23 protein-coding genes and 1 tRNA gene are annotated in these 25229 nt (G+C 42.8%); 17 read left to right on the top strand and 7 right to left on the bottom strand.

Features of this window, described 5'->3' with window-relative positions; all coding sequences use genetic code 11:
- Nucleotides 1-44: 44 nt before the first annotated feature.
- The 7 genes from alaS (at nt 45) to THMIRH_RS05440 (ending at nt 6807) form a co-directional block, all read left to right on the top strand.
- Complete coding sequence (gene alaS / locus THMIRH_RS05410; protein ID WP_173291135.1) at nt 45-2636, top strand: alanine--tRNA ligase; 2592 nt, start codon at nt 45-47, stop codon at nt 2634-2636.
- A 13-nt stretch (nt 2637-2649) separates the two neighbouring features.
- Nucleotides 2650-3876 carry an aspartate kinase gene (locus THMIRH_RS05415; RefSeq protein ID WP_173291136.1) on the top strand — a complete coding sequence of 409 codons (1227 nt, stop codon included), beginning with the start codon at nt 2650-2652 and terminating at the stop codon, nt 3874-3876.
- 143 nt (nt 3877-4019) lie between these two features.
- The gene (gene csrA, locus THMIRH_RS05420) at nt 4020-4217 is read left to right on the top strand and encodes a carbon storage regulator CsrA (protein WP_173291137.1); all 198 of its coding nucleotides are present in this window, start codon (nt 4020-4022) and stop codon (nt 4215-4217) included.
- A gap of 117 nt (nt 4218-4334) precedes the next feature.
- Nucleotides 4335-4427 (top strand) — tRNA-Ser (locus THMIRH_RS05425).
- A gap of 96 nt (nt 4428-4523) precedes the next feature.
- Nucleotides 4524-5432 carry a bile acid:sodium symporter family protein gene (locus THMIRH_RS05430; protein ID WP_173291138.1) on the top strand — a complete coding sequence of 303 codons (909 nt, stop codon included), beginning with the start codon at nt 4524-4526 and terminating at the stop codon, nt 5430-5432.
- Between the two features lie 43 nt (nt 5433-5475).
- The gene (locus tag THMIRH_RS05435; RefSeq protein WP_173291139.1) at nt 5476-6246 is read left to right on the top strand and encodes an SDR family NAD(P)-dependent oxidoreductase; all 771 of its coding nucleotides are present in this window, start codon (nt 5476-5478) and stop codon (nt 6244-6246) included.
- Nucleotides 6247-6306: 60 nt separating this feature from the next.
- On the top strand, nt 6307-6807 hold the full coding sequence (locus THMIRH_RS05440; protein ID WP_173291140.1) for a DsrE family protein: 501 nt from the start codon (nt 6307-6309) through the stop codon (nt 6805-6807).
- A 68-nt stretch (nt 6808-6875) separates the two neighbouring features.
- On the opposite strand, the gene THMIRH_RS05445 is transcribed toward THMIRH_RS05440, so the two are convergent.
- The gene (locus THMIRH_RS05445; protein WP_173291141.1) at nt 6876-7331 is read right to left on the bottom strand and encodes a hypothetical protein; all 456 of its coding nucleotides are present in this window, start codon (nt 7329-7331) and stop codon (nt 6876-6878) included.
- 145 nt (nt 7332-7476) lie between these two features.
- Between THMIRH_RS05445 and THMIRH_RS05450 the strand changes: the two genes are divergently transcribed.
- From THMIRH_RS05450 to THMIRH_RS05490, 9 genes are all read left to right on the top strand, one after another.
- The gene (locus tag THMIRH_RS05450) at nt 7477-8163 is read left to right on the top strand and encodes a TIGR01621 family pseudouridine synthase (RefSeq protein ID WP_173291142.1); all 687 of its coding nucleotides are present in this window, start codon (nt 7477-7479) and stop codon (nt 8161-8163) included.
- A 2-nt stretch (nt 8164-8165) separates the two neighbouring features.
- Nucleotides 8166-8669 (top strand): YcgN family cysteine cluster protein, encoded by a 504-nt coding sequence (locus tag THMIRH_RS05455; RefSeq protein ID WP_173291143.1) that lies wholly within the window; start codon nt 8166-8168, stop codon nt 8667-8669.
- A gap of 203 nt (nt 8670-8872) precedes the next feature.
- Entirely contained in the window at nt 8873-9634 is a 762-nt protein-coding gene (locus tag THMIRH_RS05460) for an elongation factor-1 alpha (RefSeq protein ID WP_173291144.1), read from the top strand.
- A gap of 281 nt (nt 9635-9915) precedes the next feature.
- Nucleotides 9916-12720: a molybdopterin-dependent oxidoreductase gene (locus THMIRH_RS05465; protein WP_173291145.1), complete on the top strand. Its 2805-nt coding sequence runs from the start codon at nt 9916-9918 to the stop codon at nt 12718-12720.
- A gap of 12 nt (nt 12721-12732) precedes the next feature.
- Entirely contained in the window at nt 12733-13551 is an 819-nt protein-coding gene (locus tag THMIRH_RS05470; RefSeq protein ID WP_173291146.1) for a 4Fe-4S dicluster domain-containing protein, read from the top strand.
- A 2-nt stretch (nt 13552-13553) separates the two neighbouring features.
- Nucleotides 13554-14483 carry an NrfD/PsrC family molybdoenzyme membrane anchor subunit gene (gene nrfD, locus THMIRH_RS05475; RefSeq protein ID WP_173291147.1) on the top strand — a complete coding sequence of 310 codons (930 nt, stop codon included), beginning with the start codon at nt 13554-13556 and terminating at the stop codon, nt 14481-14483.
- 83 nt (nt 14484-14566) lie between these two features.
- Nucleotides 14567-15082: a TorD/DmsD family molecular chaperone gene (locus THMIRH_RS05480; protein WP_173291148.1), complete on the top strand. Its 516-nt coding sequence runs from the start codon at nt 14567-14569 to the stop codon at nt 15080-15082.
- 1 nt (nt 15083) lies between these two features.
- Nucleotides 15084-15713, top strand: a complete 630-nt coding sequence (hybE, locus tag THMIRH_RS05485) for a [NiFe]-hydrogenase assembly chaperone HybE (RefSeq protein ID WP_173291149.1) — start codon at nt 15084-15086, stop codon at nt 15711-15713.
- Between the two features lie 144 nt (nt 15714-15857).
- Nucleotides 15858-18785: a BamA/TamA family outer membrane protein gene (locus THMIRH_RS05490; RefSeq protein WP_173291150.1), complete on the top strand. Its 2928-nt coding sequence runs from the start codon at nt 15858-15860 to the stop codon at nt 18783-18785.
- A 6-nt stretch (nt 18786-18791) separates the two neighbouring features.
- Here THMIRH_RS05490 and THMIRH_RS05495 read toward each other — a convergent pair whose 3' ends face one another.
- Together THMIRH_RS05495 and apbC are read right to left on the bottom strand one after the other, a co-directional pair.
- Nucleotides 18792-19136: a DUF4282 domain-containing protein gene (locus THMIRH_RS05495; protein ID WP_173291151.1), complete on the bottom strand. Its 345-nt coding sequence runs from the start codon at nt 19134-19136 to the stop codon at nt 18792-18794.
- 30 nt (nt 19137-19166) lie between these two features.
- Nucleotides 19167-20258: an iron-sulfur cluster carrier protein ApbC gene (gene apbC, locus THMIRH_RS05500; protein ID WP_173291152.1), complete on the bottom strand. Its 1092-nt coding sequence runs from the start codon at nt 20256-20258 to the stop codon at nt 19167-19169.
- 175 nt (nt 20259-20433) lie between these two features.
- On the opposite strand from apbC, the gene THMIRH_RS05505 reads away from it, so the two are divergent.
- A complete protein-coding gene (locus tag THMIRH_RS05505) occupies nt 20434-20769 on the top strand; it encodes a hypothetical protein (RefSeq protein ID WP_173291153.1) in 336 nt (111 codons plus the stop codon).
- 23 nt (nt 20770-20792) lie between these two features.
- Here the strand turns inward: THMIRH_RS05505 and THMIRH_RS05510 are convergent, their stop codons facing one another.
- From THMIRH_RS05510 to THMIRH_RS05525, 4 genes are read right to left on the bottom strand one after another with little or no spacing between them, the layout of a single operon-like run.
- Entirely contained in the window at nt 20793-22013 is a 1221-nt protein-coding gene (locus tag THMIRH_RS05510; protein WP_173291154.1) for an EAL and HDOD domain-containing protein, read from the bottom strand.
- 15 nt (nt 22014-22028) lie between these two features.
- Nucleotides 22029-22565: a hypothetical protein gene (locus THMIRH_RS05515; RefSeq protein ID WP_173291155.1), complete on the bottom strand. Its 537-nt coding sequence runs from the start codon at nt 22563-22565 to the stop codon at nt 22029-22031.
- Between the two features lie 11 nt (nt 22566-22576).
- Nucleotides 22577-23128 carry a hypothetical protein gene (locus tag THMIRH_RS05520; RefSeq protein WP_173291156.1) on the bottom strand — a complete coding sequence of 184 codons (552 nt, stop codon included), beginning with the start codon at nt 23126-23128 and terminating at the stop codon, nt 22577-22579.
- On the bottom strand, nt 23128-25023 hold the full coding sequence (locus THMIRH_RS05525) for an adenylate/guanylate cyclase domain-containing protein (protein WP_173291157.1): 1896 nt from the start codon (nt 25021-25023) through the stop codon (nt 23128-23130). The genes THMIRH_RS05520 and THMIRH_RS05525 overlap by 1 nt, the downstream gene beginning before the upstream one ends.
- Nucleotides 25024-25229: the final 206 nt, after the last annotated feature.

Consider the following 25229-nt stretch of genomic DNA (forward strand, 5'->3'; position numbering starts at 1 on the left):
AACTTAAGCAAACAGAATTCATTTTAACTTTAGGGAAGTTCTCTATGACCAGTGCAGAAATCAGAAAAGCGTTCTTAGACTTTTTTGTTAAAAAAGGCCACACGGCTGTTCACTCTAGCCCCGTTGTGCCAAGCAATGACCCAACTTTGTTGTTTACCAATGCAGGGATGGTGCAGTTTAAAGAGACTTTCCTAGGGCAAGAAACCCGTGACTATACGCGTGCGACCACGGTACAGCGTTGTATTCGTGCCGGTGGAAAACACAACGACCTTGAGAATGTTGGCTATACCGCGCGTCACCACACTTTTTTTGAGATGTTGGGTAACTTCAGCTTTGGTGACTACTTTAAAGAAGACGCCATACGCTTTGCTTGGGAATTTTTAACGGTTGAACTGAAATTGCCAGCGGAAAAATTATGGGTCACGGTTTTTGAAGAAGACCAAGAAGCTGAGGACCTTTGGTTAAAAACCATGGGGATTTCGGCAGAGCGTTTTTCAAGATGTGGTGCTAAAGACAATTTTTGGTCAATGGGTGACACTGGGCCTTGCGGTCCTTGTACTGAAATTTTTTACGACCATGGCGCAGAAGTTGCCGGTGGCCCGCCAGGTTCTCCAGAAGAAGATGGTGATCGCTATATCGAAATCTGGAACCTGGTATTCATGCAATTCGACCGCTCGGCTGACGGTACTCTAACACCTTTACCTAAGCCTTCTGTAGATACAGGAATGGGGTTAGAGCGTTTAGCAGCTGTGATGCAGCATCAACACAACAACTATGACATTGATTTATTCCAAGCAATCGTTAAGAAAGCGTCAGAATTAACGGGTGAAAAAGATTTAAGCAACAGTTCTTTGCGCGTTATCGCCGACCATATTCGCTCTTGTGCCTTTACCATCACTGATGGCGTTATGCCGTCTAACGAAGGGCGCGGTTATGTATTACGCCGTATTATTCGTCGCGCGATTCGCCATGGTTACAAGTTGGGGCAAAGTGGTCTTTTCTTTCACCAGTTGGTCGGTGTTTTGGTCGAGCAAATGGGCGAAGCTTATCCTGAATTGGCAAAAGAGCAAGCCAATGTGGAACGCGTTTTAAAGTTAGAGGAAGAGCGTTTTGCTGAAACCCTTGAAAACGGGATGAAACTCTTAGAAGAATATATTGCCACAATGAAAACAAATGTCATTGCCGGCGAAATTGCTTTCAAATTATATGACACCTATGGTTTCCCATTAGACTTAACGGCCGATGTGGCTCGTGAAAAAAATCTCATTGTTGACGAAAAGGGCTTCGAAAAGGCCATGGAAGCCCAAAGAGAACGCGCGCGTTCAGCGAGTAATTTTGGTGCGGCCAGCAAAGGTAAAGTTAATTACAACGGCACAACCCAATTTATTGGTTACACGCAAGATAATGCCGACGCAAAAATCATGGCTATTTTTGTCAATGAACAGTCTGTTGACTCAGCCAGCGAAGGTCAAGATGCCATCGTATTGCTGGGCCGTACGCCGTTTTATGCTGAGTCAGGTGGTCAAGTCGGTGATACGGGCAGTTTGACCGAAGGTATGAACAGCTTTCATGTGTCTAACTGCCAAAAACAAGGTGCTAACCATTTGCACATTGGACAAGTCACTGCGGGCAACATCAAGGTTGGGCAAATTATTCATGCACAAATTGATGTTAAAGCCCGTCGTGCTTCTGAGCGAAATCACTCAGCGACGCATTTATTACACGCAGCGTTAAGAAGTGTTTTGGGTACCCATGTGCAACAAAAAGGCTCGTTGGTTCAGCCAGAAAGATTGCGTTTTGACTTTTCACATTTTGAACCGATTTCTGCCGAGCAATTGCTGGAAATTGAGAAACTCGTTAACCATAACATCATGCTCAACAACGATGTCGGCATGAACGAAATGGATATAGAGTCAGCTAAAGCCAAAGGCGCCATGGCGTTATTCGGTGAAAAATACGGTGATGTCGTGCGAGTGGTGGATATGGGTGACTTCTCTGTAGAATTATGTGGTGGAACCCATGTTAATTCAGCTGGCGATATTGGACCCTTCCGTATTCTTTCTGAAACGGGTATTGCCTCTGGTGTACGCCGTATTGAGGCTGTGACGGGTGAAGGCGCTTGGCAAGCCATTTACGAAAATGATGAAACCTTGTTAAGTGTTGCGGCTGCGGTTAAGTCTGACAAAGCATTGGTTGAAACCAAAGTGACTCAGTTAGTTGCTGACTATAAAGAGCTTGAAAAGCAGCTTAAAGCACTGCAATCTAAAATGGCAGCATCGCAAGGAGATGACTTGGTGAATCAAGCCATTAAAATTGGCGATGTCAGTATTTTAGCCGCAGAGATTCAAGGTGCGGATGCCAACACCCTGCGCGAAACACTCGATAAATTAAAAGATAAATTAGCTCCTGCTGCCATTGTGTTAGCGTCTGTAGAGGGCGATAAAGTAACCTTGGTTGCTGGTGTATCCAAAGAAATTACCCAAACCTTTAAAGCCGGCGAATTGGTCAACCATGTGGCCATGCAAGTGGGCGGTAAAGGTGGCGGAAGACCCGATATGGCGCAAGCGGGTGGGAAAGACCCTAGTAAATTGCAAGAAGCTCTTGCTTCTGTCCAAGCCTGGGCAGAGAGCAAATAGGAGACCTAAATAAATGGCATTAATTGTTCAAAAATACGGCGGAACCTCTGTCGGTAATATTGAAAGAATCCAAAATGTTGCAAACAAAGTTGCAAAATATGTGGATGAAGGACATCAAGTCGTGGTCGCAGTTTCTGCCATGAGTGGTGAAACCAATCGCTTGATGGCAATGGCACACGAAGTGCAGGCCAGACCATCGCGTCGTGAGTTAGATGTACTGCTCACCACGGGTGAGCAGGTTACCATTGCATTGTTGAGTATGGCGTTACAACAAAAAGGCTATGACGCAGTTTCTTACACGGGATGGCAAGTGCCTATCATGACGAATGCGGTGCATTTTAAAGCCCGTATTGAAGATATCGATGCTGAAAAATTGCACAGTCAGTTAAACAAAGGTAAGGTTGTTGTGGTTGCTGGTTTCCAGGGTGTGACTATGGAAGGTGACATTACAACACTTGGCCGTGGTGGTTCTGATACCACCGCTGTGGCTTTGGCTGCTGCTTTAAAAGCCGATGAATGCCAAATTTATACCGATGTGGATGGTGTTTATACCACCGATCCACGCGTAGTGCCAGAAGCTAAGCGTCTTGATTACATTACCTATGACGAAATGTTAGAGATGGCTAGCTTAGGTGCTAAGGTGTTGCAAATTCGTTCGGTTGAATTTGCCAGTAAATACAATGTACCACTTCGTGTTTTATCATCGCTTCAAGATGGCGGTGGAACACTGATTGTTTCTGAAGAAGCTATGAAGGAATTAGTTATGGAAAAACCCTTAATTTCAGGGATTGCTTTTAGTCGTGATGAGGCTAAAGTGATGATGTTAGGTGTACCTGATAAACCAGGTGTAGCTTATCAAATTTTAGGCCCAATTTCGGATGCTAACATCGAAATTGATATGATTATCCAAAACCAGGGTGTTGATGGAACGACAGATTTCACTTTCACGATTCCTCGCGGTGATTTTGACATGGCTTTAGACATCATGAAAGCCACTGCAGCCACATTAGGAGCTCGCGAAGTGATTTCAGATAAGAGTATTGTTAAAGTCTCTATGGTTGGGATTGGAATGAAATCACATTCAGGGATTGCTAGCCGTATGTTTAAAACCCTAGCAGATAACAATATCAATATTCAGATGATTGGTACGACAGAAATCAAAATTTCTGTGGTCATTGATGAAGTTCATTTAGATACAGCGGTTAAAGCCTTGCATGCCGCATTTGAACTGGATAAATAATATTAATCCCGTTTGAAGTGGATGAAAAACGCCCAGCTTTCCGCTGGGTTTTTTATGGGCTAAAAAAATTATCATCAAGTATAAATAAATTCTATGCCTCTATAAGTTAGACTATGTAAAGTCTTGATTTTGAGGATAGCATTATGTTAGTTTTAACAAGAAAAGTCGGTGAATCTTTAATCATTGGTGACAATGTGGTCATTACGGTTGTTTCCCAAAAAGGCGGGCAGGTGAGATTGGGCATAGAAGCACCTGCATCTGTGTCGATTCAGCGTGAAGAGATTGTTAATACGCCAAAATCGACAGAGGCTATGCCCAATTTACAGTCGGTTACCGCCTAAAAAAGTGCGTTTTTAGAAAACTTGCTTAAATTTTTTTGAATTTTTAAATTTAGCAGGAAATCTAAGGCCAAAAGTTATTTACAATTGTCATGATTGTTTGTATCATACGCGCCTACTGGAGATGTGGCCGAGAGGCTGAAGGCACACCCCTGCTAAGGGTGCATAGGGTTTGTAGCTCTATCGAGGGTTCGAATCCCTCCATCTCCACCATTATTCAAAAAAGCTAGACAGAAATGTCTGGCTTTTTTTTTGCCATTGAATAACTCACTTAAGTGTTCAGTCGCTTACACGAGAGGTTTTTTTACGATGAGCTTATGGTTATTTCCTGTTTTGGCAATCGCAGCATCCTGCTTGGCGTTTCTTTTTCCTGAGCTGTTGGTAGGTCAAAAAAGTCTGATTTTTCCGCTGTTAATTTTGATTATGCTTGGCATGGGTATGACTTTAAAGGTAACAGACTTCATCAGTATTTGGCGTTTAAAAAAACTGATTATGCTGGGCGTGGGAGTGCAGTTTTTAGTAATGCCACTGGCAGCTTGGGGATTGGCCAAAGTTTTTCAGTTGCCATTAGAGTTGTTAATTGGACTGGTTTTGGTGGGCAGCACTGCGGGTGGAACAGCATCGAATGTGATGGCTTATTTGGCTAAGGGAAATGTAGCACTTTCAGTGAGTATGACGCTGACATCAACCATTCTGGCGATTGGCGCTCTGCCTTTACTCACTTGGCTATTGTTAGGACAAGTGATTGCTGTGCCTACCCAGTCTTTGTTTGTGACCTTGTTAGAGTTAATTTTATTGCCCTTGATTTTGGGCATGGCGATTAATTATGTGCTGGGTGAAAAAATTAATATTATCCAGCGTTTCTTGCCCGGCATTTCAATGCTAAGTATTGTTTGGATTATTGCGATTATCGTTGCCTTGAATCATAGTAATCTTTATGCGTCGAGTTTAGTGTTGGTTTTTGCGGTCATGCTTCACAATCTAATAGGCATGTCTGCAGGTTATTGGGTAACCAGAGCCATGGGTTACGATTCGATTTTGGCGCGCACTTTAGCTATAGAAGTTGGGATGCAAAACTCAGGGTTAAGTGTTGCCTTAGCGTTGAAGTATTTCACGCCTATGAGTGCGTTGCCTGGTGCTCTTTTTAGTATTTGGCATAATGTTTCTGGAGCAATCTTTGCCAGTTATTGTCAAAAACGCAGTCAGTCAGTTGATTAGTGAATAGAATGTCTTTTCAATCTTTCAAAGTGGGTAAAAACGCATGATTAAAGGAACTGTTTTCATAACGGGTGCTACTTCTGGTTTTGGGCAGGCTTGCGCTCGTCAAATGGCCAAACAAGGATGTTCGTTGGTAATTTGTGGGCGACGAGAAGATCGCTTAATGACATTGGCCGACGAGCTTAGAGGCAGCGTTGCAGTTCATGCGGTGGTGTTAGATGTGCGCGATGCGCAAGCTGTTCAACAAGCCGTGGCAGATTTACCTTTGGAGTTTCAAGCAATTCAGGTATTGGTTAATAATGCCGGTTTAGCTTTGGCGCCAGAACCTGCGCCACAGGTTAGTTTGACAGATTGGCATACCATGATAGACACCAATGTCACAGGTTTAGTGAATGTCACCCATGCATTATTGCCCTGTTTGATTCAGTTTGGTTCAGGGGCTTCAATTATAAACATTGCGTCTTCAGCTTCGCAAACGCCTTATCCTGGTAGCCATGTTTATGGGGCAACTAAGGCTTTTGTGACGCAATTTTCATACAATTTGCGCTGCGATTTGCAAGGCACAGGGGTGCGTGTCACGGATTTATCTCCTGGAATGGCATTAACAGAATTTAGTTTAGTGAGAACCCATGGCAATGCGGATGCCGCAGATGCCGTTTATGCCAATACCGTGCCACTCTCAGCTGACGATGTGGCGGAACAAATTGTTTACATCGCTAATCTGCCTGCCCATATGAACATTAATCGATTAGAGATAGTGCCTGTTCGTCAAGCCTGGGGGCCTTATAACATTCATAGAGATGTGAGCGAATAATTTATAATTTAAAGTGTGTTATGATTTTAGACAATTTTAATGCAACGCAGGAGTTGGCCAATGTTGAAAATGAAAAGCACTTTTTTAAGAATGATAGGTTTATTGTTTTTACTGTTTAGTTTAGGATTTTCTGCTCAAGCAACGGCAGCAGACGCTGGCGCTAAGGTTGTTTATCATGTAGATTTCAATGACCCAACGCGTTATTCAGCAACCTTGACCTCGATTAATAATATTTTAAATTTTTATGAATCAGAGTTGATGGAAGCAGATGTTCAATTGGTGTTTGTGGGTTATGGATTGCGTTTTACGACGGACGATGATTTAAAAGGGACGCCTTATGAGGCAGATGAGGCGCTAAAAGAAAGACGCGCTGAATTAAAAGGGCGCTTACAATCTTTGATTAAAGTGCGTAATGTTAAGGCTTTTTTATGTGATAAAACACGAGATGAAGTGGGTTTGCCACAGTCTAAAGTGTATGAGGGTGTGCAGTTTGCACCGTCTGGCGTTGCTAAAATTGCCATTTTACAAAGCGAAGGCTATTCATACCTCAAAATTCAATAAGCAACCATTAACGATCGCATAAGGCGCAGTGTGAAATACTGCGCTCTTATGAGGTTGATGTTGCAGTTTTAATGGTGACTGCTCGATTGAAGATTTTCATAGGTTGCATCTGCCATGAGGTGTTCGATTTCATCTTGGGTTAAATATTCTAAATGATTGGGCTGAGCTCTAGCGACAATACTGGGTAAATCAAAGTCAATATAATCGAGTTGTTTGCGATTTAGGTCATTGGCAAATTTTTGTAATGCTTGAATCACTTGGCCATTCAAATCACGATTGGTTTGCTCTAAGATAATATCGTGTAACTGATTAACCCATTTCATTTGAGTATCTCTGACTTGACGCGCGTGTTCACTGAGCTGATTGGTTTTGATGGCTTCGGTATAACCTTGGGTTAGGGTGCGAATGTCGTCAATAATCATTTCTGCAATCTGAATGGTTTGCTCTGAAGTCGTTTCAAGACGCTGATCAATAAAGTCCAAGCAAGTAGTGACTTTTTCTGATGTATTCATTGAAGTTGCCATAGTGGTCTCCTGCGAAATTAAGTTGTCAAAAAAATGACGGTTTCATCCGAATATTTAGGATGTTTATTGAGTTATTACAAATAGTGTGCCAACTTTTAACTCTAGTTAAGTTGTTGATTATTAAAGTTTAGTTGGTGTCAAAAAAATGGAATCTTTACAGATTTTTTTTGAAAATGCAGATTTTGTGGTGGTCAATAAACCCGAAAATCTGAATTTTCACAGTGAAAATCAACCAGGCCTGGTTGTTTTTGTGCAGAAAATGTTCCCAAATGACACGATTTTTCCTGTGCATCGTTTGGATAAAATGACCTCTGGTTTGATTTTATTTGCCAAACACAAAACTGCCGCTCAGCAATTAGGAGAGTTATTTGCTGAAAGAAAATTACAAAAATTTTATCTGGCATTAGCGCATGGCAAACCCAAAAAAAAGCAAGGCTGGGTAAAAGGGGATATGCTGCCCGCTCGACGAGGCAGCTGGAAATTATCTAACACCTTAGAGAACCCCGCGATAACCCAATTTGTGTCGCAACTCACTGTGCCAGGTGAGCGATTGTATTTATTAAAATTGCATACGGGAAAAACACATCAAATTCGCGTGGCCATGAAAAGTTTAGGTGTTCCTATATTGGGGGACTTGCGCTATCAAGAAACTGCTAAAGCCAGTTTAGCTGATAGAGGTTATTTGCACGCTTACGCTGTAAAGTTTGATTTTAAAGGTCAAACTTATCAATTTGTTTTACCGCCTAGTCAAGGCGCAGAATTTCAAAAACCAGAGGTTCAAATGCTTATTCAACAATGGGCGCAACCTTGGCAATATTTTATTAAGGAATAACCATGCTAAAACCAACCTTACCCAAAAGCTATAAATCCTCTCAGGAAGTGGCCGCCCCAAAAGTGTCTAATGGGGATGCGCCATTTTGGGAAACCAAAACACTCGCTGAAATGAATTTTGAAGAATGGGAATCGCTCTGCGATGGCTGCGGTTTGTGTTGCTTAAATAAATTACAAGATGAAGACACCGACGAAATCGCTTACACCTGTGTGGTTTGTTCCTATTCAGATGTCACAACCGGTCGCTGTAAAGATTATGACAACCGTAATACGAATGTACCCACTTGCGTGCAGTTAACCGCAGAATTGGCCAGTGAATTTCACTGGTTACCAACGACTTGTGCTTATCGCTTATTGGCAGCAGGCGCCGCCTTACCCAGCTGGCATCCTCTAATCACTGGCGACCCTAAGAGTGTGCAACAAGCCAAAGTGGGATTAACCGCGATTAAAGTGGTCGTGGATAATGGTCAATTGGATTATGAAGACTATTTAATAGACGCTTTATAAATTCATTTTATAAAATCCTTATATAAGGTAATGGATTATGAAGACTATTTAATAGACGCTTTATAAATTCATTTTATAAAATCCTTATATAAGGTAAGTAAATAATTTTATCTCTTATCATAAAAAACTTTGTTTTCTCATTTGCGCTCTAATCCTATAGACTGCGTCCTGCTAATTAAACTATTTCTTGCAGGAGAGCAGGTATGAAAGAAACATCTTGGATTAATTTACCCAGTTTGTCATTGCCAGTGAAGGCGTTGTTTACAGGTTATATTTTTGTGGTAGGTTTAGGCCTGATGATGGCGGGTGCTCAGATCATGCTAACGCATGGTATGGCGGATGGGAAATTAGGTGTTTCTATCGATGACATCGTTTACAGCTACTACGGAAACCGTAATGGCTCAAAGTTAGAATCTAAATTATTAGGTTCAATGAAAGACAAAGCTTCCCCAGAAGAAAACATCACTATGATTAAATGGGCGCGTGATGGTGCTTCGGAAGCAGAATGGAAAACAACCATTAAGCCGATTGTGGATGCCAAATGTGCAATGTGTCACGCCAATATCCCAACTTTACCAAATATTACTAAGTTTGAAGAAATTGCAAAAATTGCTGAGGTTGATCATGGAGCCGATGTAACTGCATTAACCCGTGTTTCTCATATTCACTTATTTGGTATTTCGTTTATCTTCTTCTTTGTGGGTTTGATTTTCTCTTTATCTGTTGGTTTTAAACAATGGCATAAAGCGGTCATTATTTTTGTTCCGTTTGCTTTCTTAATCCTAGATATCGCATCTTGGTGGTTAACCAAAATGAATCCTAACTTTGCTTGGTTTGTGATTATCGGTGGTATCGGTTACAGCCTTGCAGCGGCGATTATGTTGTTTACTTCGCTTTATCAAATGTGGATTATGCCTTTGCGTGGTCAACATTCAGATACCAATGCATGGTTAGAACACAATTAAATTAATAATTATTGATAAAGGCTTCTTCAGAAGCCTTTTTTTTGATGAGTGAAACATAAAAACCTAGGAATAAACTAGGTTTTTTAACTTGATGTTTTTGTAAGCGAAAACCTTAAAAACCCACTGATTAACTAGGTTTATTCATATATAAAATTTATTTTACCTTATAAAAATAAGTGATTTTTATAGTGCATCACCTTTCTCTATACTAGCCGGGTTAATATTACTTCTAGAGCTGTTTTGTTAAAACAAAATGGCTCTCATTAAACAGGGATAAGTTTATGGCCTGGAAATTTCCTAAGCTCACACGCAGAACCTTCTTACAAGGCGCAGCCGCCGCTACTGCAGTTGGTACTTTAGCCACTTCTAAAATTGCTTCTGCACATCTTCCTTCTTGGGATGATTTAATGTTTGCAGATAGCAAACGTAAAGAGATGAAAGAAAAAATCAATTTTACGATTTGTAACTTCTGCTCATCATTATGTGACATTGAAATCAGAACGCTCACGGATGGCGAAAATAGTCGTATTGTAAAATTAGAGGGAAATCCTCACTCTACCCTAAACCGCGGCCGTGCTTGTGCGCGTGGACAATCAGGTGTCTTTCAAACCTATGATACAGACCGTATCAAGACGCCCTTGATTCGTGTAGAAGGCTCTAAGCGTGGCGAAATGGCTTTCCGTAAAGCCTCTTGGGAAGAAGCCTATGCTTATATCTCTAAAAACTCTGAAGGTGTCAAACCTTGGGAATGGACCACGGTCGGTGGTTGGACTAACTGTATTTTCTATATGAATTGGGCTGTGGCTTTCTCTATGGCCAACCAAATTCCAAACATTGTCGCCTCGCCCATGCAACACTGTGTGACCACAGGTCACTTAGGTACCGATGCGGTAACAGGTAACTTCAACATCCACGATGAAATTCTGCCTGATTTTGATAATGCGCGTTACATCATGTACATCGCCAACAATGGCTCGATGGGTGCTGTTTCTACGGCGCGTGTTGTTCGTGCCACAGAAGGGATTCAGCGTGGAGCTAAAGTGGTGGTATTAGACCCACGTTTATCAGAAACCGCTGCCAAGGCTGACGAATGGGTGCGTATTCGTCCTGGTACGGATTTAGATTTCACCATGGCCATGATGAACGAAATCATGTCTAAAGATTATTACGACAAAGAATTCTGTATTAAACACACCAACTTGCCTTTCTTTATTACCAAAGATGCTGATGGCGAGTGGCAAATTGTGCGTGATGCCAAAGGCAATTTTGCCATTTGGGACGAAGTCACAGAGCAAGCACAATGGGTTAAATCTCACGATAACGAAAATACCCGTGATATCAATGGCAAGCGTGTGATTCCAGTATTGCGTTTACCAGAAGGTTTTACGTTTAATGGCAAAGCAGTGCAAACTGTTTTTGAAGCGCAATTAGACGAGATTAAACATGTCACGCCTGAGTTTGCGGCCAAAACCACCACCATCCCAGCAGAAGACATCGTGCGTATTGCTTATGAGTATTCGCATATCAAACCTTCGATTATTGATCCAGGTTGGATGGGCGCACGTTATAACAATGTGCAAATGTTGCGTCGTACCCAAGCCATGTTACAAACATTGGTGGGTGGTATTGATGTGAAAGGTGGCTGGATTAACGCTGGTGAAGTGCGTGAAAAAGTTGAAAAAGCACATCACGCTCGCATGAAAGGTGAAACTCAACCCTATCCATTAGCAACGGTTGCCGGTATGCCATTTGCAGAAATGGTGGTCGATGTTTTCAGTAACCCTAAAAACTTTAACCATGGCAAACCTGCTTGGGCTTATGCATTTGCAGAACAACAAAAAGCGGCTGGCAAGCCTTGGGTGTCATTACCTGTGATGGCTGACACCGGTTTAGAAGAATCTGTGAAGGGTGAATTGATTTACAAAGGCGAACAATATTTAACCAAAGCCTTGTTTATCAACGGTGCTAACCCAGTACACCATTATTTCCCTGAAGGTATGTGGAAAGACATTTTGCAACACGACAATATGAAGTGTGTGGTGTGTATGGATGTTTTGCCATCCGATACAACGGCTTATGCCGATGTTATTTTGCCAAACTCAACCTATTTAGAGCGTGATGAGCCTGCAGTTTATGGTGGCGGTGTTAACCAAGACTTAAACCTAAGAACGCGTTTTAGAGCGATTGATCCTCTTTACGACACCAAAGAAGTCACCGATGTCATGTTCAAGATGACAGAGATTATTTCAGGTGCAGCAGGTGTTGAAGCCTACTTTAATACGATTGAATCTTTAGCAGGTATTTCAGCTAAAACAGCTAAGCAATATATAGCAGAAGAAGTGGCAAAAGGTACGCCAGATCCTTATGCGCAAGGTTTCCGTCGTTTAGGGTTTGAATTGGCGGCATCGAATGTGGGTGAAACCCCAGAAGCGCTTGAAAAAATTCTGCGTGAAAAGGGTGTTTACTACATTAAAACCATGGATGAGCTCCTTAAAGAAGCGGCCATGCCACAAAAAATGCCAGTGCCTACGCGTTCTGGTCGTTTAGAGTTTTATTCTGGATTGTTTGAAAACATTCGTGGCAAAAGCACCACTCGTGCGCCTAACTTTGGTGTTTTGGCAACGCATTTCCCATCAGGTATTTTTGGACCCAAAACCTTCCACGACAAAATGTTGGGTGAGCAAGAGTTTTACTTTACCTATGGTAAGTCACCCACGGTATCGCATGGTTCAACCAATGCCAACAACCCAGTGTTACACGCCATCAATGTGTTTAAAGAAGATATTTACACAGGGATTTGGATTAACCCAGCTCGTGCCGAGAAAATGGGCATAAAAACCGGTGACCAAATCAAACTGACCAATAATGAAGACGCCAACTTGAATGTACAGGGCAAAGCCTATGTCACCAAACAAGTGCAGCCAGAAGCCGTGTTTATGTATTCCTCTTTTGGAACAGAAAACAAAGCTTTAAGCCGTGCCTCAGGGTTCGGAAGCGCAATCAATAAAATCATTGGTTATAAAATTGACCCAGTCGTGGCAGGATTCCGTTCGCAAGAATTCACCATTACGGTAGAAAAAGTTTAAAGGAGATCACGGATGGCTCATTATGCAATGTTAATCGATCTAAACACCTGTACAGGCTGTAATGCTTGTATGGCAGCTTGTGCGATCGAAAACCAAACGCCTTTCTGGTCAGATAAATGGCGCACGAAAGTTCACGATTTAAGTCAAGGTTCAACGGATGAAGATGCGGTTCGCGTGTTTTTCCCAAGACTGTGTAACCATTGCGACAACCCACCTTGCGTAACCGTTTGCCCAACAGGAGCAACCTATAAGTTACCCAATGGGATTGTTGAAGTCGATGACGATATTTGTATGGGTTGTCAAGCCTGTACCTTGGCGTGTCCATATGACGAGCGTTATGCGTTAGATTACGAAGACAACACTGAGAAAAAAGCAGTATTTGGCGAAGAAACTTTAAAGAAAACCCGCCCAGGTGTCGATAAGTGTAACTTCTGTCGCGACCGTGTTGAAGATGGTCGTTTGCCTGCTTGTGTAGAAACTTGTGTTGGGAATGCTCGTCAGTTTGCGGACTTAGACAACCCCAATGATAAGGTTACTCAGTTAATCAAATCAGGGATTGCCCAACCCTTAATGGCGCATTTAGGGACTAAACCTAATGTGTATTACATTCCGGTGAAAAAACAAACCGTTTCTTATGAAAGAGCTGATTTTGGTTATCAAGGTCAAAACTCAGAAGGTGGGTTAAACCCAATGGGCGCGCCAGCAGGTACTTTTACACCTGAAAAAGCTGCTGAACACGCAGCGCACGAGCACGCGTCTTTATTTGATGCAGATAGTCCATTTGCACAACTGCAAGATATTCAAGCACACCAAATCAAAGGGGAGGTGTAATCATGTTCTATTTTGGTCAAGAAGCATGGAACTGGTTAGTCGCCGTCTATTTGTTTTTGGGGGGCATGGGTGCCATGGTGATGGCAATCTCAACCCTGGTGCACCGTTTAAAGGTTTATGGTCAAGACAATACGCAACTGATGATTTGGGGGAACTTAACCGGTTTTGCTATGTTATCGATTGGTTCGGGGATGTTGTTTTACCATCTACTCGATCATTTAGCGGTTTGGAATGTGTTGTTAGGCGTATTCCGTAAACCGGATGCTTGGATTGCTTGGGGTACTTGGTCAATTATTTTTGGCATGATTTGGGGCTTGGTTTACACCTTGCCACACATCCCAACGCCAAAGTTTTTGGGCTGGTGTCAACTGCTTAAATTCTTCAAATGGTTTGGTACTAAATATGCAGGCCCGATGGCTTGGGGTACGGTCTTTATGTCGGTGTTCACCGCTGTTTATACCGGTATGTTATTGCAGTCTTTCCCAGCAGTAGACCTATGGCATAACCCTGGGGTGCCTGTGTTGTTCACGGTATCAGCCACTTCAACGGCTTTGGCTGTGATGTTAATTTTGCAATATGTGGTGGTGCGTGCCAATGACCATGAGTTGCGTCACGGATTTGAGCGCCTAGATACTTGGTTGATTGGGATTGAGTTGGTCATTATTGCGGCCTTCTATTTCTACCTATCGCAAGGGACTTCTAACAGCTTGGTGTCGTTCAACATCTTGTTCTCTGACCCAATTTGGTTGTATGGTTTTATTGCACTTGGTTTAGTTGTGCCTTTCCTAATCAATTTAGCAATGGTGACTCACAAGATTCCAACCAGCGGATTTTTAGTTATCGTTTCGGCCTTGTTGGTATTGATGGGTGGTTACATCCTAAGACACTATATGTTGTTAGCCGGTATGTACGAACTGCCGTACCCACACTAATATTCTATAAATTATGATGTATAATAAGCCCCCGTTTTGGGGGCTTTTTATTCATAAGCCATTCAAAAAACGAAAGGAATCGTATGTCAGAAAAAATACAAGAATTGATTGTTCTATCAGGTTTGTTAGGGGAACCTTGCGAAGAATCCATGGAAGCCATTCAAGAATTAGCGCCGCAGTTAACGTGGTTATCGAATGAAGCAGTGGCTGAAATTGAAAACTTACCGCTAGAAAGATGGCAAATGGAACATACCCGTTTGTTTATTTCAGGGCACCCAAAAACGGAATGTGCCCCCTTTGAATCTGTTTGGGCAGAAGGGCGCATGATGGGCGAAACCACCCATGCCATACAAAGCCTTTATAACAAAGTCAATTACAAACCCGATGCAGAACTACCCGCAGATTATTTGGGTTCAGAGTTGGAGTTTTTAGCGTTTGTATTAGAAAACTATGGTGAACAAGAAGTGTTTTTGGTAGAAATTTTAGAGCATCTACACACTTGGATTCCTAAATTTGCCAAAGCCATCCGCATTCACAGCGACCTCGCGTTTTATCGTGACTATGCCAAGCGCCTAGAAGCCTTATTCGAGATGCATTAAGATGGCCGAAACCGATTCACCCATTAGCGACTTTAGCGACAATGGCGACTGGCAAACCTTACCTGCCAAGTCTTTAAGAGAAGCGCATGAGCAGATTACTCAGGCGTTTCAAACCATCTATCAACAAACTTTTGCCGATGCTTGGATGGGCGTTAATCGTAACCTAAGTGTTGAACTGCGTGGTTTTAAATATGTGGAAGGGTGGGTAACAGGCTTTTTGCTAACGCCTTGGATGCTGGCCAATATTTATATGCCCTTACAAACACCAGCCATCGAAGTGGATGCTGATTGGACCGCCCAAGCGCGACAAAATCAAAACTATGTGGTGATTGGACCTTTAAAAAGTTTTGAGTTGGCGGGCAAGTCTTTAAAGGGCAATCTCAATTATGACCCGCACTTAGGCCATTATTTGTTACAACCTTTGGTGCAGGTCATGGATAAGTATGCCAGTAACGAAGCAGCTTTTGCCGCATGGGCACAAGTGATCCAATTTAAACAAGACTACTACGCTAAGTTAGAAGCAGAGCAATTAGCCGCTGAACAACTGGCACAAGCCTCACAAGCGGAGCAAGAGGCAGCACTGACGCAACCATCCAGTCGCCGAGATTTCCTCTCGAAATGGCGCAGTTAATTAACCGTCAATTAGCCGTTAATTAAAGGCGCTCGGCACTCTAAAAAACCGCTAAAATGAATTATAAAACAGCCAGAATCAACCAGGCCTGGTTAAATTTGCGACTGTTTTTGCCTTTTTAACGGTTTTAAATGAGTTTTATCAATGCTTAAGCTGCCCCGGACATTTTCACTTTCACCGCTAGTTATCGCACTTTGTCTTAATCTAAGCACTTTGCCTTCGGCTCAAGCCCAGTTGTTACCCTTGGTAACGGACATCAATTTGTTACAACCTGATGTCACGCAAGATTGGTTAACGCTGAATACGCCGCATTTTCAAATTCATTATCAACCCGAACACCATGCCTTTGCCTTAGACATGGCCAGCCTTGCGGAAGGGGTGCATGCGCGTTTGTCACCTTGGTTAAAATGGACGCCTAAAGCCAAAACGCAAATTGTGATTAATGATTCGGTGGACGACTCAAATGGTGCTGCCACGCCCTTGCCTTATAACCGCTTTTTTATCTACATGAATGCGCCAGTCGATGGCGAATTAATGGATCAAACCGGTTGGATTGAGCAGGTGTTTACCCACGAATACACCCATTTGTTGCATCACGATCAAGTGTCTGGCACGGCGGAAAATGTGCGTGATATTTTCGGACGCGGTGGCATGATGAGTTTGTTTGCATTTCCAGAATTGTTTGCACCCCATTGGTCGTCTGAGGGAATTGCTATTTATGCCGAGTCTATGAACGGTTTTGGTCGCAATTACAATGCCACTTATGAAGCGAAAATGCGCCAAGAAGTCTATGCGGGGCTGCGTAGTTACAGTGCTGAAAGTTATGAGGGGTATAACAATTCTCGCTGGCCGTTTGGCCAGGTGTATTTGTATGGGGCTTATTTCTATCAGTTTATTGAAGACACCTATGGCAAAGACAAGGTGGTGGAATATATCACTAACTATAATGCCAATGTCATTCCGTGGCGCATGGATCAGCGCGCCAAACGCACCTTTGGACTGAGTGCTGAAAATCTTTGGAAGCAATTCCAAGCCTATTTAACCCAACGCTTTGAGCCGCAAATTACCAAATTATTACCACAGCAATCGCCTGCACAAGCCCTAGTGACCGATCCTTATTTGAATCAATTTCTCACGGCAACTGCCAATGATGCAGTGATTTTTTATCATAATGACATGATAACGCAACCGGAAATTCGTCAGGTCACTGCCCAAGGTGAGCAAACGGTGTTGCTCAAGTTGGATAAGGTGATTGGCTTAGAATGGCATGATCAACAAGGTTTGTTGATTCAGCGTTCCGAGGTGTTTGATAACACTCGAGTAGGGTCGGACTTATATTTATTCAATGTCCAAACACAAAAACTGCAGCGTTTAACCCACGGAGCACGCTTACCGCGCGCAGTTTGGATGCACAATGGCGAAAAGCTGCTGGCAGTGCAGGTGTCTGGCGGGCAAACCCAATTATTAGAACTGAGCTTAGCGGATTTAAAGGCCGGTTTGTTTAACCCCAAAATTCTGGTAGAGTTAAAGTTAGGCGAAGCTTTAGGTGACTTAAGCGTTGCGCCTAATGGACAAACAATAATAGCCAGTGTTAAACGGCCAAAAACCGGTTGGCAGTTGGAAGCGCTTAATCTTACAACCTTGCAATGGCAGGCGCTCACACAAAATGCCCAAAAACCACGCCAACCTAAATTCAGTGCCGATGGCCTGTCGCTTTATTACATTGGCGATGCCGAAAATGGTCATCAGGTAGAGCTGTATTATCTTGCGATGGGGTCTGAAACTGCTCAGCCAGTTACTCAAAGTTTAGGGTATGTGGTGGACTTTGCACTGAACCCTTCGCCTAAATTCCAGGATGTTTGGTTAACTCAATATTCGCGAACTGGGCAACAGATAGCATTACTCAAACCGCAAATCACAACGCCAAGCAATTATGCGGTGTCTTTAACGGGTGATTTACCCAACTTTAACCGCTTGATTGCAAATCATGCGCCTGCGCTCGCACTTGAATCCCCTCAGCCTTATCAGCCCTTAGACACCTTAAAACCCGTGGGTTGGACACCTTTTTGGTCAGCCGCCAATGATTACACCGCTCTAGGGGCATTGTTAACTGGGCAAGATGTATTGGGTTTTCACCGTTGGGCGGCTATGCCAACCTTAACATTTCTCGACAACCAAACTTTGGGTGGTGGTTCGCTCAGTTACGATTTTTACAATCGTTTGATGCTCAGTGCCAGTCAAACTGCGTTACCGAGATTTAGCAGTCGCACCAATCGCTTGGTCAATTACGATGCTGCAACACGCTTTCAGATGTTGGCGCATTATCCCAAAAACACCACCGAAGGCACTTTGGAGATGGGTTTAGGCTTGGCGCAAGAAACGGTGGATACCCATTGGGTGGATTATAACCTGGTGCAATCGTCGCAAAACCAGTTGGTGGGCGGCACGCTGCAATGGAATAATGTGCATCTTTATCCACATGGCATTTCAGTCACCGATGGTTATCAGCTCAATCTCACGCTTGAAAACTATGTCGGCGCATCCGACCATCAGGGGGTGGCAGGCATAGCAGAGTTGGCGGGCTATTTTGATTTGGGCAAAGGTAAGGTTTTAAAATTGGCTGGATTATTGGGGCAGGGCGATGATGGGATTAAGCCTTTTCAATTGGGTGGCAATTTAGACAGTTTGAGCGCTTTGGGACAAACCACTCAGCTTGGAAAACGTGAGTTTTATTTGCGAGGTTATAATGCCTCCAGCGCTTTACAAGGCACATGGATGGAACGAGGCACGCTTGAGTTGCGTTTTCCGTTAACGCAAATTTATGATGGGGGCTCGGTGTTTCCGATTGGGGTTGGTAAGGTCTATGGCAAGGTATTTGCCGATAGCGGCCGAGTCAGTTCTCAGGGACAAGCGATGTCTGATTTTTATACCGGGGTCGGTTTTGAGTTAAGTGCAGAAGCCTTGATAGGGTTTGATTCTGTCTTATTGCCCTTAACCTTGGGCGTGGCACAAGGTTTGGATAAAAACTTGGGCGATCAGCAGGTGTATGTACAGTTGAGTTTGCCCTTGTAGAAGCGTTTATGAAATGGATTGGCTTAAGAGTTGCAAATAATCGCGCATTTGAAAATAAGCCAGTATGGCTTCAAACATCATTCGCCAAGTCAGTTGCATCATTAAAAAGATGCTCAATCCCAGCCCCAATATTAAGAATTGGTCTTTAACACTGAGTTGTTTAAAACGGTTGGTTAAGGTTTGTTGGGCAAGCTGTTGCAATGGTTGCAACCGTTTAAACTTACCAACTAACCAGCGCGCAACCAGCCAACTAAAAACAGGCACCAACACCACACCAAAATAATACATTCCGATCAGAATATTGGGTGTGATGAAGGTTTTAAAGCTTAAAAAATCCAGCATCGCTTGCATCAGCATCACTCAAAGATTAAATTCAATGGCTTAAACATTCCATTTAATTTCTTTAATCTGCCCGCTCATTAAGTCTTGTTCTGTTTGTGGCACCACGGCTTCGAGTTCTGCAGCTTTTAAAATTAAAGACGCCGCTGCCTTGCGCGCCATATCTCTAAATAGTAGCGACACTTTGGCGGTAGGGTCTTTAAAGACCGTAGGCGCGCCATGATCGGTTTCTTCTTGAATGCGTTTGTCTAATGGCAACGAACCTAAAAAGGTCACCAAATATTGTAATGACATGAGTTGCGCGCCATCGTGCCCAAAAATATGTTCCTCGTGACCGCATTTAGGGCAGATAAACATATTCATATTTTCAATCACACCCAAAATCGGAATGTTCACTTGGTGAAACATCTTTAGCCCTTTTTTGGCATCTAATAAGGCAATCTCTTGTGGCGTGGATACAATAATGGCACCAGCGACTGGAATTTGTTGCGAGATGGTCAGTTGCACATCGCCCGTACCTGGCGGCATATCAATCACCAAATAATCAAGATTGTCCCATTCTGTGTCATGTAAAAGGGTTTGTAAGGCTGAATTGAGTTGCGCGCCACGCCAAATAAGTGGGGTGTCTTCGCGGTTTAAGTGGTTAGCGATGGTGGCGATTTGAATATCATGCGCCAAAATCGGTTTCATTTTCTTGCCGTTGATTTCGGGGCGCGCATTGTCAATACCAAACATTTTGGCTTGGCTGGGGCCATATAAATCAGCATCCAAAACTCCCACGCGGGCCCCTTCAGCTTGCAAAGCCAAGGCTAGGTTGGCGGTAATGGTCGATTTGCCCACGCCACCTTTCGCCGAAGACACGGCAATAATGTTTTTAACACCCGCAATCGGATGGTGCTTGGAAGCTGTGCGGTTAGCAATAATGTCGTAAGCAAAGTCTATTTGTGGCATTTTTAAGCCTAAATTTGACCAGGCCTGGTCAATTTTAGCACGCAAATCGGCTTCTGCACCCTGAGCTGGATAGGGTAAGGTTAGGGTGAGGTGTTGATCGTCGCCTTGTAAAAATTGGCTCAGAGGTTGGCCTAAATAAGCATCATTAAGTTGACTGAAAAGTTGAGTGATTTGTGCGTCCATGCGGGGTCTGCCAAGTTGTAGGTTTTTAAAAATTAATAAGGCATTTTAAAAGATTGTGAGCAAACGGATAATCAATTCTTTTAATACTATGCCATTCGGTGCAGTTGATGGGAGAAGATTTCAATTTAAGCCAATTCTGCTATGATGTTGAACAAAATTAAGGAGAGAAGGCAGCATGTTATTTTTTATGTTATTTATTACGGTGGCATCAGTGGCGATATTAATTCCCGTGTGGGTCAAAACCAACCGAGTGATTCCACAAAGTTCCTTATTGTTAGCCGTAACACCCTTTTCGCTGACCTTGTGGGTGATATTGGCATCGCAAGGCATCGGTGGCCAAGCACCGATTCATGGGCTTGAAATGTTGGGGGTTGCGCTCATCACTTTGGTGGCGACATTTTTAAAGCTATTGGTGTGGGACAAAGACCCCGCAAAAGTTGAAAAAACATTTGGTTGGGTGCTTACCGCTTCAGTGGTGAGCGTGTTTGCGTTTAGGCTTTTATTGGCTTAAAAGTACTTTAATCATAGAGCCACTTAGAGCGCAGACAGCGTTTGATTGGCCCAGCCGCTGGCTTTCATGTAGCTGGATGAAATCTCCATAATATTCATGCCTTCGTGACCCATCATAATAAATTGGGTATTTCCTTGTTCTAAGGCTCGAACAATAAATAGCGCTTTACCCATAGAGCCTTTTTGCTGGGTGAGTGCAATTTTGATTTCGTCAGTGATGGGCAGTTTGTCAACAATATCAACCATGGGCACTTTTAAAAAGGCGTTAAGGGTTGAAAACAGTCCGACCATAAAAAAGCGTTCGGAATCTACTTGATGACCCGTGTGCACAGCCACGGCTTCTAAAAATTTGGCGCGAATCAGTGCAGTTGCTAGGAGTTCTTTGGGTACGTCATCCACTTGCGACATCATAATCATATTCACCCAAAACTTAAGGCGCTTAAGCCCCATAAAACTCACGGCTTCTTTAAGGTTATCAATGAAATGTGGTAAGTCATTGCTGGGATGATTGATGGCAGACAGGAGTTTGTGGCTGAGTACCGCATCGGTTTTAATCAGGTTCACAACTTCTTCAAAAGTAATATCAGGGTTGTTGAGCGATGCTAAGAGTTTAACAAGGGCTAAGCGACTGCCTTCAAGTGGCTTGGCTTGTATGGCAATGACCGGCTCGGTAAAAAAATGGCCTTCAAATTGAGTAAAGCCAGCGGCAAGCAATTTTTCGCGCAGCTCTTCATTATCGACATGGGTCAAAATAACATCCGTATTGTTGGGCAGAGCTTGCGTGAGTACTTTGATGTGGTCTAACGAATGTGCTTGGCTAGAAATCTTAACGGTATGAGCAATACTGAGTAATTTCTTATCTTTTTCAGACCCTTGATAATCTTGTATAGACAAACGAATGCCTTGGCCGAGGATTTCTTTGAGGTTGGTCAGATAGGTTTTATTTTCAATGACGCTGGAATGCACTTCAATCCATAAATTGTCATGAGAAAAGTTAGGCAGACTGCTCACTTTTAGGGTTTCAGTGGGCGCAGAGTAAAAGGTTCTGAGTCCTTTAGTTAGGTTGTCAAAACCACCTGACTTTTCGACTTCAATATTTAATTCTGCAATCGCGTCTTGCCATTGCGCTTCATCCAGCGTTTTTTGCCCAACCACATCTAAGGACAAGTGAAACCCTAGCAAGGTATTTTGGGTGCTTAAAATCGGTTGTTTGTTAAATAAAACTGGCAATGAAGAATGTGACATAAGGTTTCCAGAAGCTTAGCGTAAAGGGAGTGTGCGAGACATTTCACCCACATGATACGATAAATTGTTAACAGTTTGGTTAAGTTGATGAAATTGACCATTCATGACTTGCATGTCTTGGTTAACACCCGTCATCGAGGTATTGATGGTTTCAAGGCTTGCATTCACGCCTTGCGTTGAGGTTGTCATGGTTTGCATATTCGACACAAATTTACCCAACTCTTCATTCATCACCGGAACTAACTGGGTTTTTTCACGCATGCTGAGCATGCTTTGATAGAGATCTGCCATTTGCGAAGACATACTGGCAATGTGCTCATGCATCCCCTCGATTTCAGTGACTAGGGTTTTTGCTTCTTGCGTCCATTCGTAGACAAAATAAAAGTTAATCAGCGCAAACAATAAGATAAATACAAAAAATATCGTCAGAATATTGTCTGTTTTGGCTTGAGAAGCGCCCATTTTATGTTGATTTTTTTGTGCATCCTGCTCAATTTGATCAAGCACTTCACCAAGGTTTTTGAGCCATTTTTGGCTAGAGAGTTCGTTCATCAAAGTATCCTTTAGCGGCTGAATGGATTCATCTTGTTAAAAATACGCATGGGTTTACTGAGCGTATCCACATCCGAGTTCAGTTTTTGCACATTGCCTTGCATTTGATAAAACTCTTGGTTCATGTTTTGCATGCTGCTTCGCACCTGCTGGACTTGGCTATCCATCTGGCTCATCCCCAATTGAATACTGAGCATAGATTGATTGAGTTGATCCATTTGTTGTGTCATGGTATTGATTTGACTGACCATGGGCGCCAAACTGCTCATGTCTTGGTTCATGCCTTGCAGCGACCCATTCATTCTAAACATGATTTGTGACATTTTATCCATATTTTGGTTCATAAAACGCAGGCTATCAACGCCTTTATGCATTTGAGTGGTCATCACATAAGCTGTGCCAGAAAAGGCCACTAGGATCAGTAAAAAACCTATGAGCACCATGCGATAAATAAATGAAATACGCTGATTTGCCAATTGATTGGCTTGTTCTTGCATCACCATAATGTGTTGGAATTTAGCCAGTGAGTTTTTGAGTTCAATTTGATCTTCGAGCAGATTCATTATGATTCCATGATTTTTAATTGATAAACCATGCCCAACTGATAAGCCACCGCCTCATCATGAGGATGGCTAATCGATAGAGCGTTAAATTTGGCTTGAGCTTCATCCAATTGATGATCCAATCGCAATTGTAATGCGGTTTCGTAGTCTTCTATAAAACTGGCCAAGCTGATGGAAAGTGGATCATTTTTCCAAGCAATCAACTCATACAGAGCCACTTCGTTTTGACTGATTTGAGTAAAGACTACATCTAATTTGCGCATTAAAAATTGGTCTTTAACTTTAGCATAAGTATGTTCGCAAACAATAATTTGAGTACCATATTGCGCATTATACAAGCTAAGATTTTGCGCTTCATTCACCTCGCCACCCACGGCGGTATAGACCATGCGATCAATCGAGCCAAAGTTTCCAACCACCGCGTTCCCTTGCATCAAACTGATGTAGGTGTTAATCATGGGATAACCTTCTTCGCTGAGCGTGGTGTTTAATTTATTGAGATGCTTTTTGGCGTTTAAGGCAGCTTGGCAGGCAAAAAAGACGTCATTCTCCGTGGCGATGGGCGCACCCCAATAAGCAAAAACCTGGTTGCCTTTAACCTGGTCAACAATGCCTTTTTTCTCATTAATAATGTCATACAAAACCGACTGATAAAGCGACAAAAAATGCACCATTTGTTTGGGGTTAAAGTCTGCGGTCAGTTGGGTGAATTTTGGGATGACAATATTCAACATAGACAAGCGCTTTAAATCACCATGCACTTCTAAGGCGTTAGCGGTGTGCTTGAGTTGTTCTATCAGCGGAGTCGGCACATAGCGCTGTATGGCTTCGTAGCGATTTTTTAGCTCTTGCAGTGAACCATCAATTTGCTGGTATTCCTCTACAAAAGTAAAGATGGGTTTCATTTCGTTGTAGCGTTGTGCGCTTAAGAGTTCGGCATTTTTTTGTACTTGTCTAAGGGGTTTTCCAGCTCGCAATGACAAGATAAAAATAATAAAGCTAATCCCGGTTAAAGAAAGGAGGGTTTGCCATAAAGTGCCTTGCAAATTGCGGTTGATGGGCGCTACCAATTCTGCACTGGAGATACTAATGACCAATTGCCAGTCAGTATTGTGATTGAGTTTTAAAGGGCTGCGAATCAAAATATTATCACCAGTTTGTAGCCGAGTGTTTTCAGTGAAATCGGGTAGGTTTTCTGGTTTAAACAGGGTGTTGTCTTGTGCGTCCAAAATATAAAAAATAGGTCTATCCATTTTGGCCATGACTTGATCTAGGTTTTGCGCCATTTGCGCCAGATTTAATTCCGTGCCGACTAACAGGGTTTGGCCGTTGGCAGAAGGCACAGCATACGCCAAATAAAAATTTTGTTCATCTTTATGCCAAGCAAACGCTTGTTGTTGAACTTGTTTGAATAAATCTTGCCAAACTTGAGGCACTGGCGATTGCACTTGAGTTTCTGCCAGGGGTTTTTGCGCGGGGTTAACATAGCGCTTTTGCGATAGGCCATCGGTATTGATGTATTCAGTCAGTGCGATGGGAAAAGCCACAGTATGCAAACTGCCTTGATTTTCAGTCACCAACCAGGCGGGCAGTTTTTGAACAGAACTCCATTGAGATAATTGAAATCTGAGCCAGTCTTGGTTTTGTGCCATAGACAGCGATTGCAACATCTTAGCCAGGGTTTGCAGTGCGGTATCTGTTTGGTTAAATTGATTTTCAATGGACTGAGATAAGATTTGAGTTTCTTGCTGCAAAATGGAGGATGTGAGTTGTTCCGCAGCTGCTTGGGTGCGGTAAAAACCATTGATGGAAAGCACAACCAGTGTCGACATCAACAAAATAATGAAGGGAATGAAGATGGCTTGGTAGAGCTTTACACGATAAAAGGGCTTCATGGGACTATCTCATTCGTAACAATCATTAAAAATTGGTTATTGAGATTTATATTACCCTATTCATAAGTCGAAAAATTCGATAAGTCAGGGCTTAAATCTAAAATTTACTGATGAGTTACTTTGTTTTATTTATGGTTGAAAATTGTGAGATTGAAAGTCGACTGCCAGAAAAGGTTTTTTCTGGCAGTCGATTCATGTAGAGAGAG

Source organism: Thiosulfativibrio zosterae, assembly GCF_011398155.1.
GTDB classification, from domain to species: domain Bacteria; phylum Pseudomonadota; class Gammaproteobacteria; order Thiomicrospirales; family Thiomicrospiraceae; genus Thiosulfativibrio; species Thiosulfativibrio zosterae.

What these genes read in the sequence shown, in the direction of transcription:
- THMIRH_RS05515 (WP_173291155.1), bottom strand. Translation starts at nt 22,565, where the DNA reads ATGAACGAACTCTCTAGCCAAAAATGGCTCAAAAACCTTGGTGAAGTG.
- THMIRH_RS05450 (WP_173291142.1), top strand. Translation starts at nt 7,477, where the DNA reads ATGGAATCTTTACAGATTTTTTTTGAAAATGCAGATTTTGTGGTGGTC.
- THMIRH_RS05435 (WP_173291139.1), top strand. Translation starts at nt 5,476, where the DNA reads ATGATTAAAGGAACTGTTTTCATAACGGGTGCTACTTCTGGTTTTGGG.
- hybE (WP_173291149.1), top strand. Translation starts at nt 15,084, where the DNA reads ATGGCCGAAACCGATTCACCCATTAGCGACTTTAGCGACAATGGCGAC.
- THMIRH_RS05520 (WP_173291156.1), bottom strand. Translation starts at nt 23,128, where the DNA reads ATGAATCTGCTCGAAGATCAAATTGAACTCAAAAACTCACTGGCTAAA.
- THMIRH_RS05525 (WP_173291157.1), bottom strand. Translation starts at nt 25,023, where the DNA reads ATGAAGCCCTTTTATCGTGTAAAGCTCTACCAAGCCATCTTCATTCCC.
- csrA (WP_173291137.1), top strand. Translation starts at nt 4,020, where the DNA reads ATGTTAGTTTTAACAAGAAAAGTCGGTGAATCTTTAATCATTGGTGAC.
- THMIRH_RS05415 (WP_173291136.1), top strand. Translation starts at nt 2,650, where the DNA reads ATGGCATTAATTGTTCAAAAATACGGCGGAACCTCTGTCGGTAATATT.
- THMIRH_RS05430 (WP_173291138.1), top strand. Translation starts at nt 4,524, where the DNA reads ATGAGCTTATGGTTATTTCCTGTTTTGGCAATCGCAGCATCCTGCTTG.
- THMIRH_RS05490 (WP_173291150.1), top strand. Translation starts at nt 15,858, where the DNA reads ATGCTTAAGCTGCCCCGGACATTTTCACTTTCACCGCTAGTTATCGCA.
- THMIRH_RS05440 (WP_173291140.1), top strand. Translation starts at nt 6,307, where the DNA reads ATGTTGAAAATGAAAAGCACTTTTTTAAGAATGATAGGTTTATTGTTT.
- THMIRH_RS05495 (WP_173291151.1), bottom strand. Translation starts at nt 19,136, where the DNA reads ATGCAAGCGATGCTGGATTTTTTAAGCTTTAAAACCTTCATCACACCC.
- THMIRH_RS05455 (WP_173291143.1), top strand. Translation starts at nt 8,166, where the DNA reads ATGCTAAAACCAACCTTACCCAAAAGCTATAAATCCTCTCAGGAAGTG.
- nrfD (WP_173291147.1), top strand. Translation starts at nt 13,554, where the DNA reads ATGTTCTATTTTGGTCAAGAAGCATGGAACTGGTTAGTCGCCGTCTAT.
- THMIRH_RS05445 (WP_173291141.1), bottom strand. Translation starts at nt 7,331, where the DNA reads ATGGCAACTTCAATGAATACATCAGAAAAAGTCACTACTTGCTTGGAC.
- apbC (WP_173291152.1), bottom strand. Translation starts at nt 20,258, where the DNA reads ATGGACGCACAAATCACTCAACTTTTCAGTCAACTTAATGATGCTTAT.
- alaS (WP_173291135.1), top strand. Translation starts at nt 45, where the DNA reads ATGACCAGTGCAGAAATCAGAAAAGCGTTCTTAGACTTTTTTGTTAAA.
- THMIRH_RS05480 (WP_173291148.1), top strand. Translation starts at nt 14,567, where the DNA reads ATGTCAGAAAAAATACAAGAATTGATTGTTCTATCAGGTTTGTTAGGG.
- THMIRH_RS05465 (WP_173291145.1), top strand. Translation starts at nt 9,916, where the DNA reads ATGGCCTGGAAATTTCCTAAGCTCACACGCAGAACCTTCTTACAAGGC.
- THMIRH_RS05510 (WP_173291154.1), bottom strand. Translation starts at nt 22,013, where the DNA reads ATGTCACATTCTTCATTGCCAGTTTTATTTAACAAACAACCGATTTTA.
- THMIRH_RS05505 (WP_173291153.1), top strand. Translation starts at nt 20,434, where the DNA reads ATGTTATTTTTTATGTTATTTATTACGGTGGCATCAGTGGCGATATTA.
- THMIRH_RS05470 (WP_173291146.1), top strand. Translation starts at nt 12,733, where the DNA reads ATGGCTCATTATGCAATGTTAATCGATCTAAACACCTGTACAGGCTGT.
- THMIRH_RS05460 (WP_173291144.1), top strand. Translation starts at nt 8,873, where the DNA reads ATGAAAGAAACATCTTGGATTAATTTACCCAGTTTGTCATTGCCAGTG.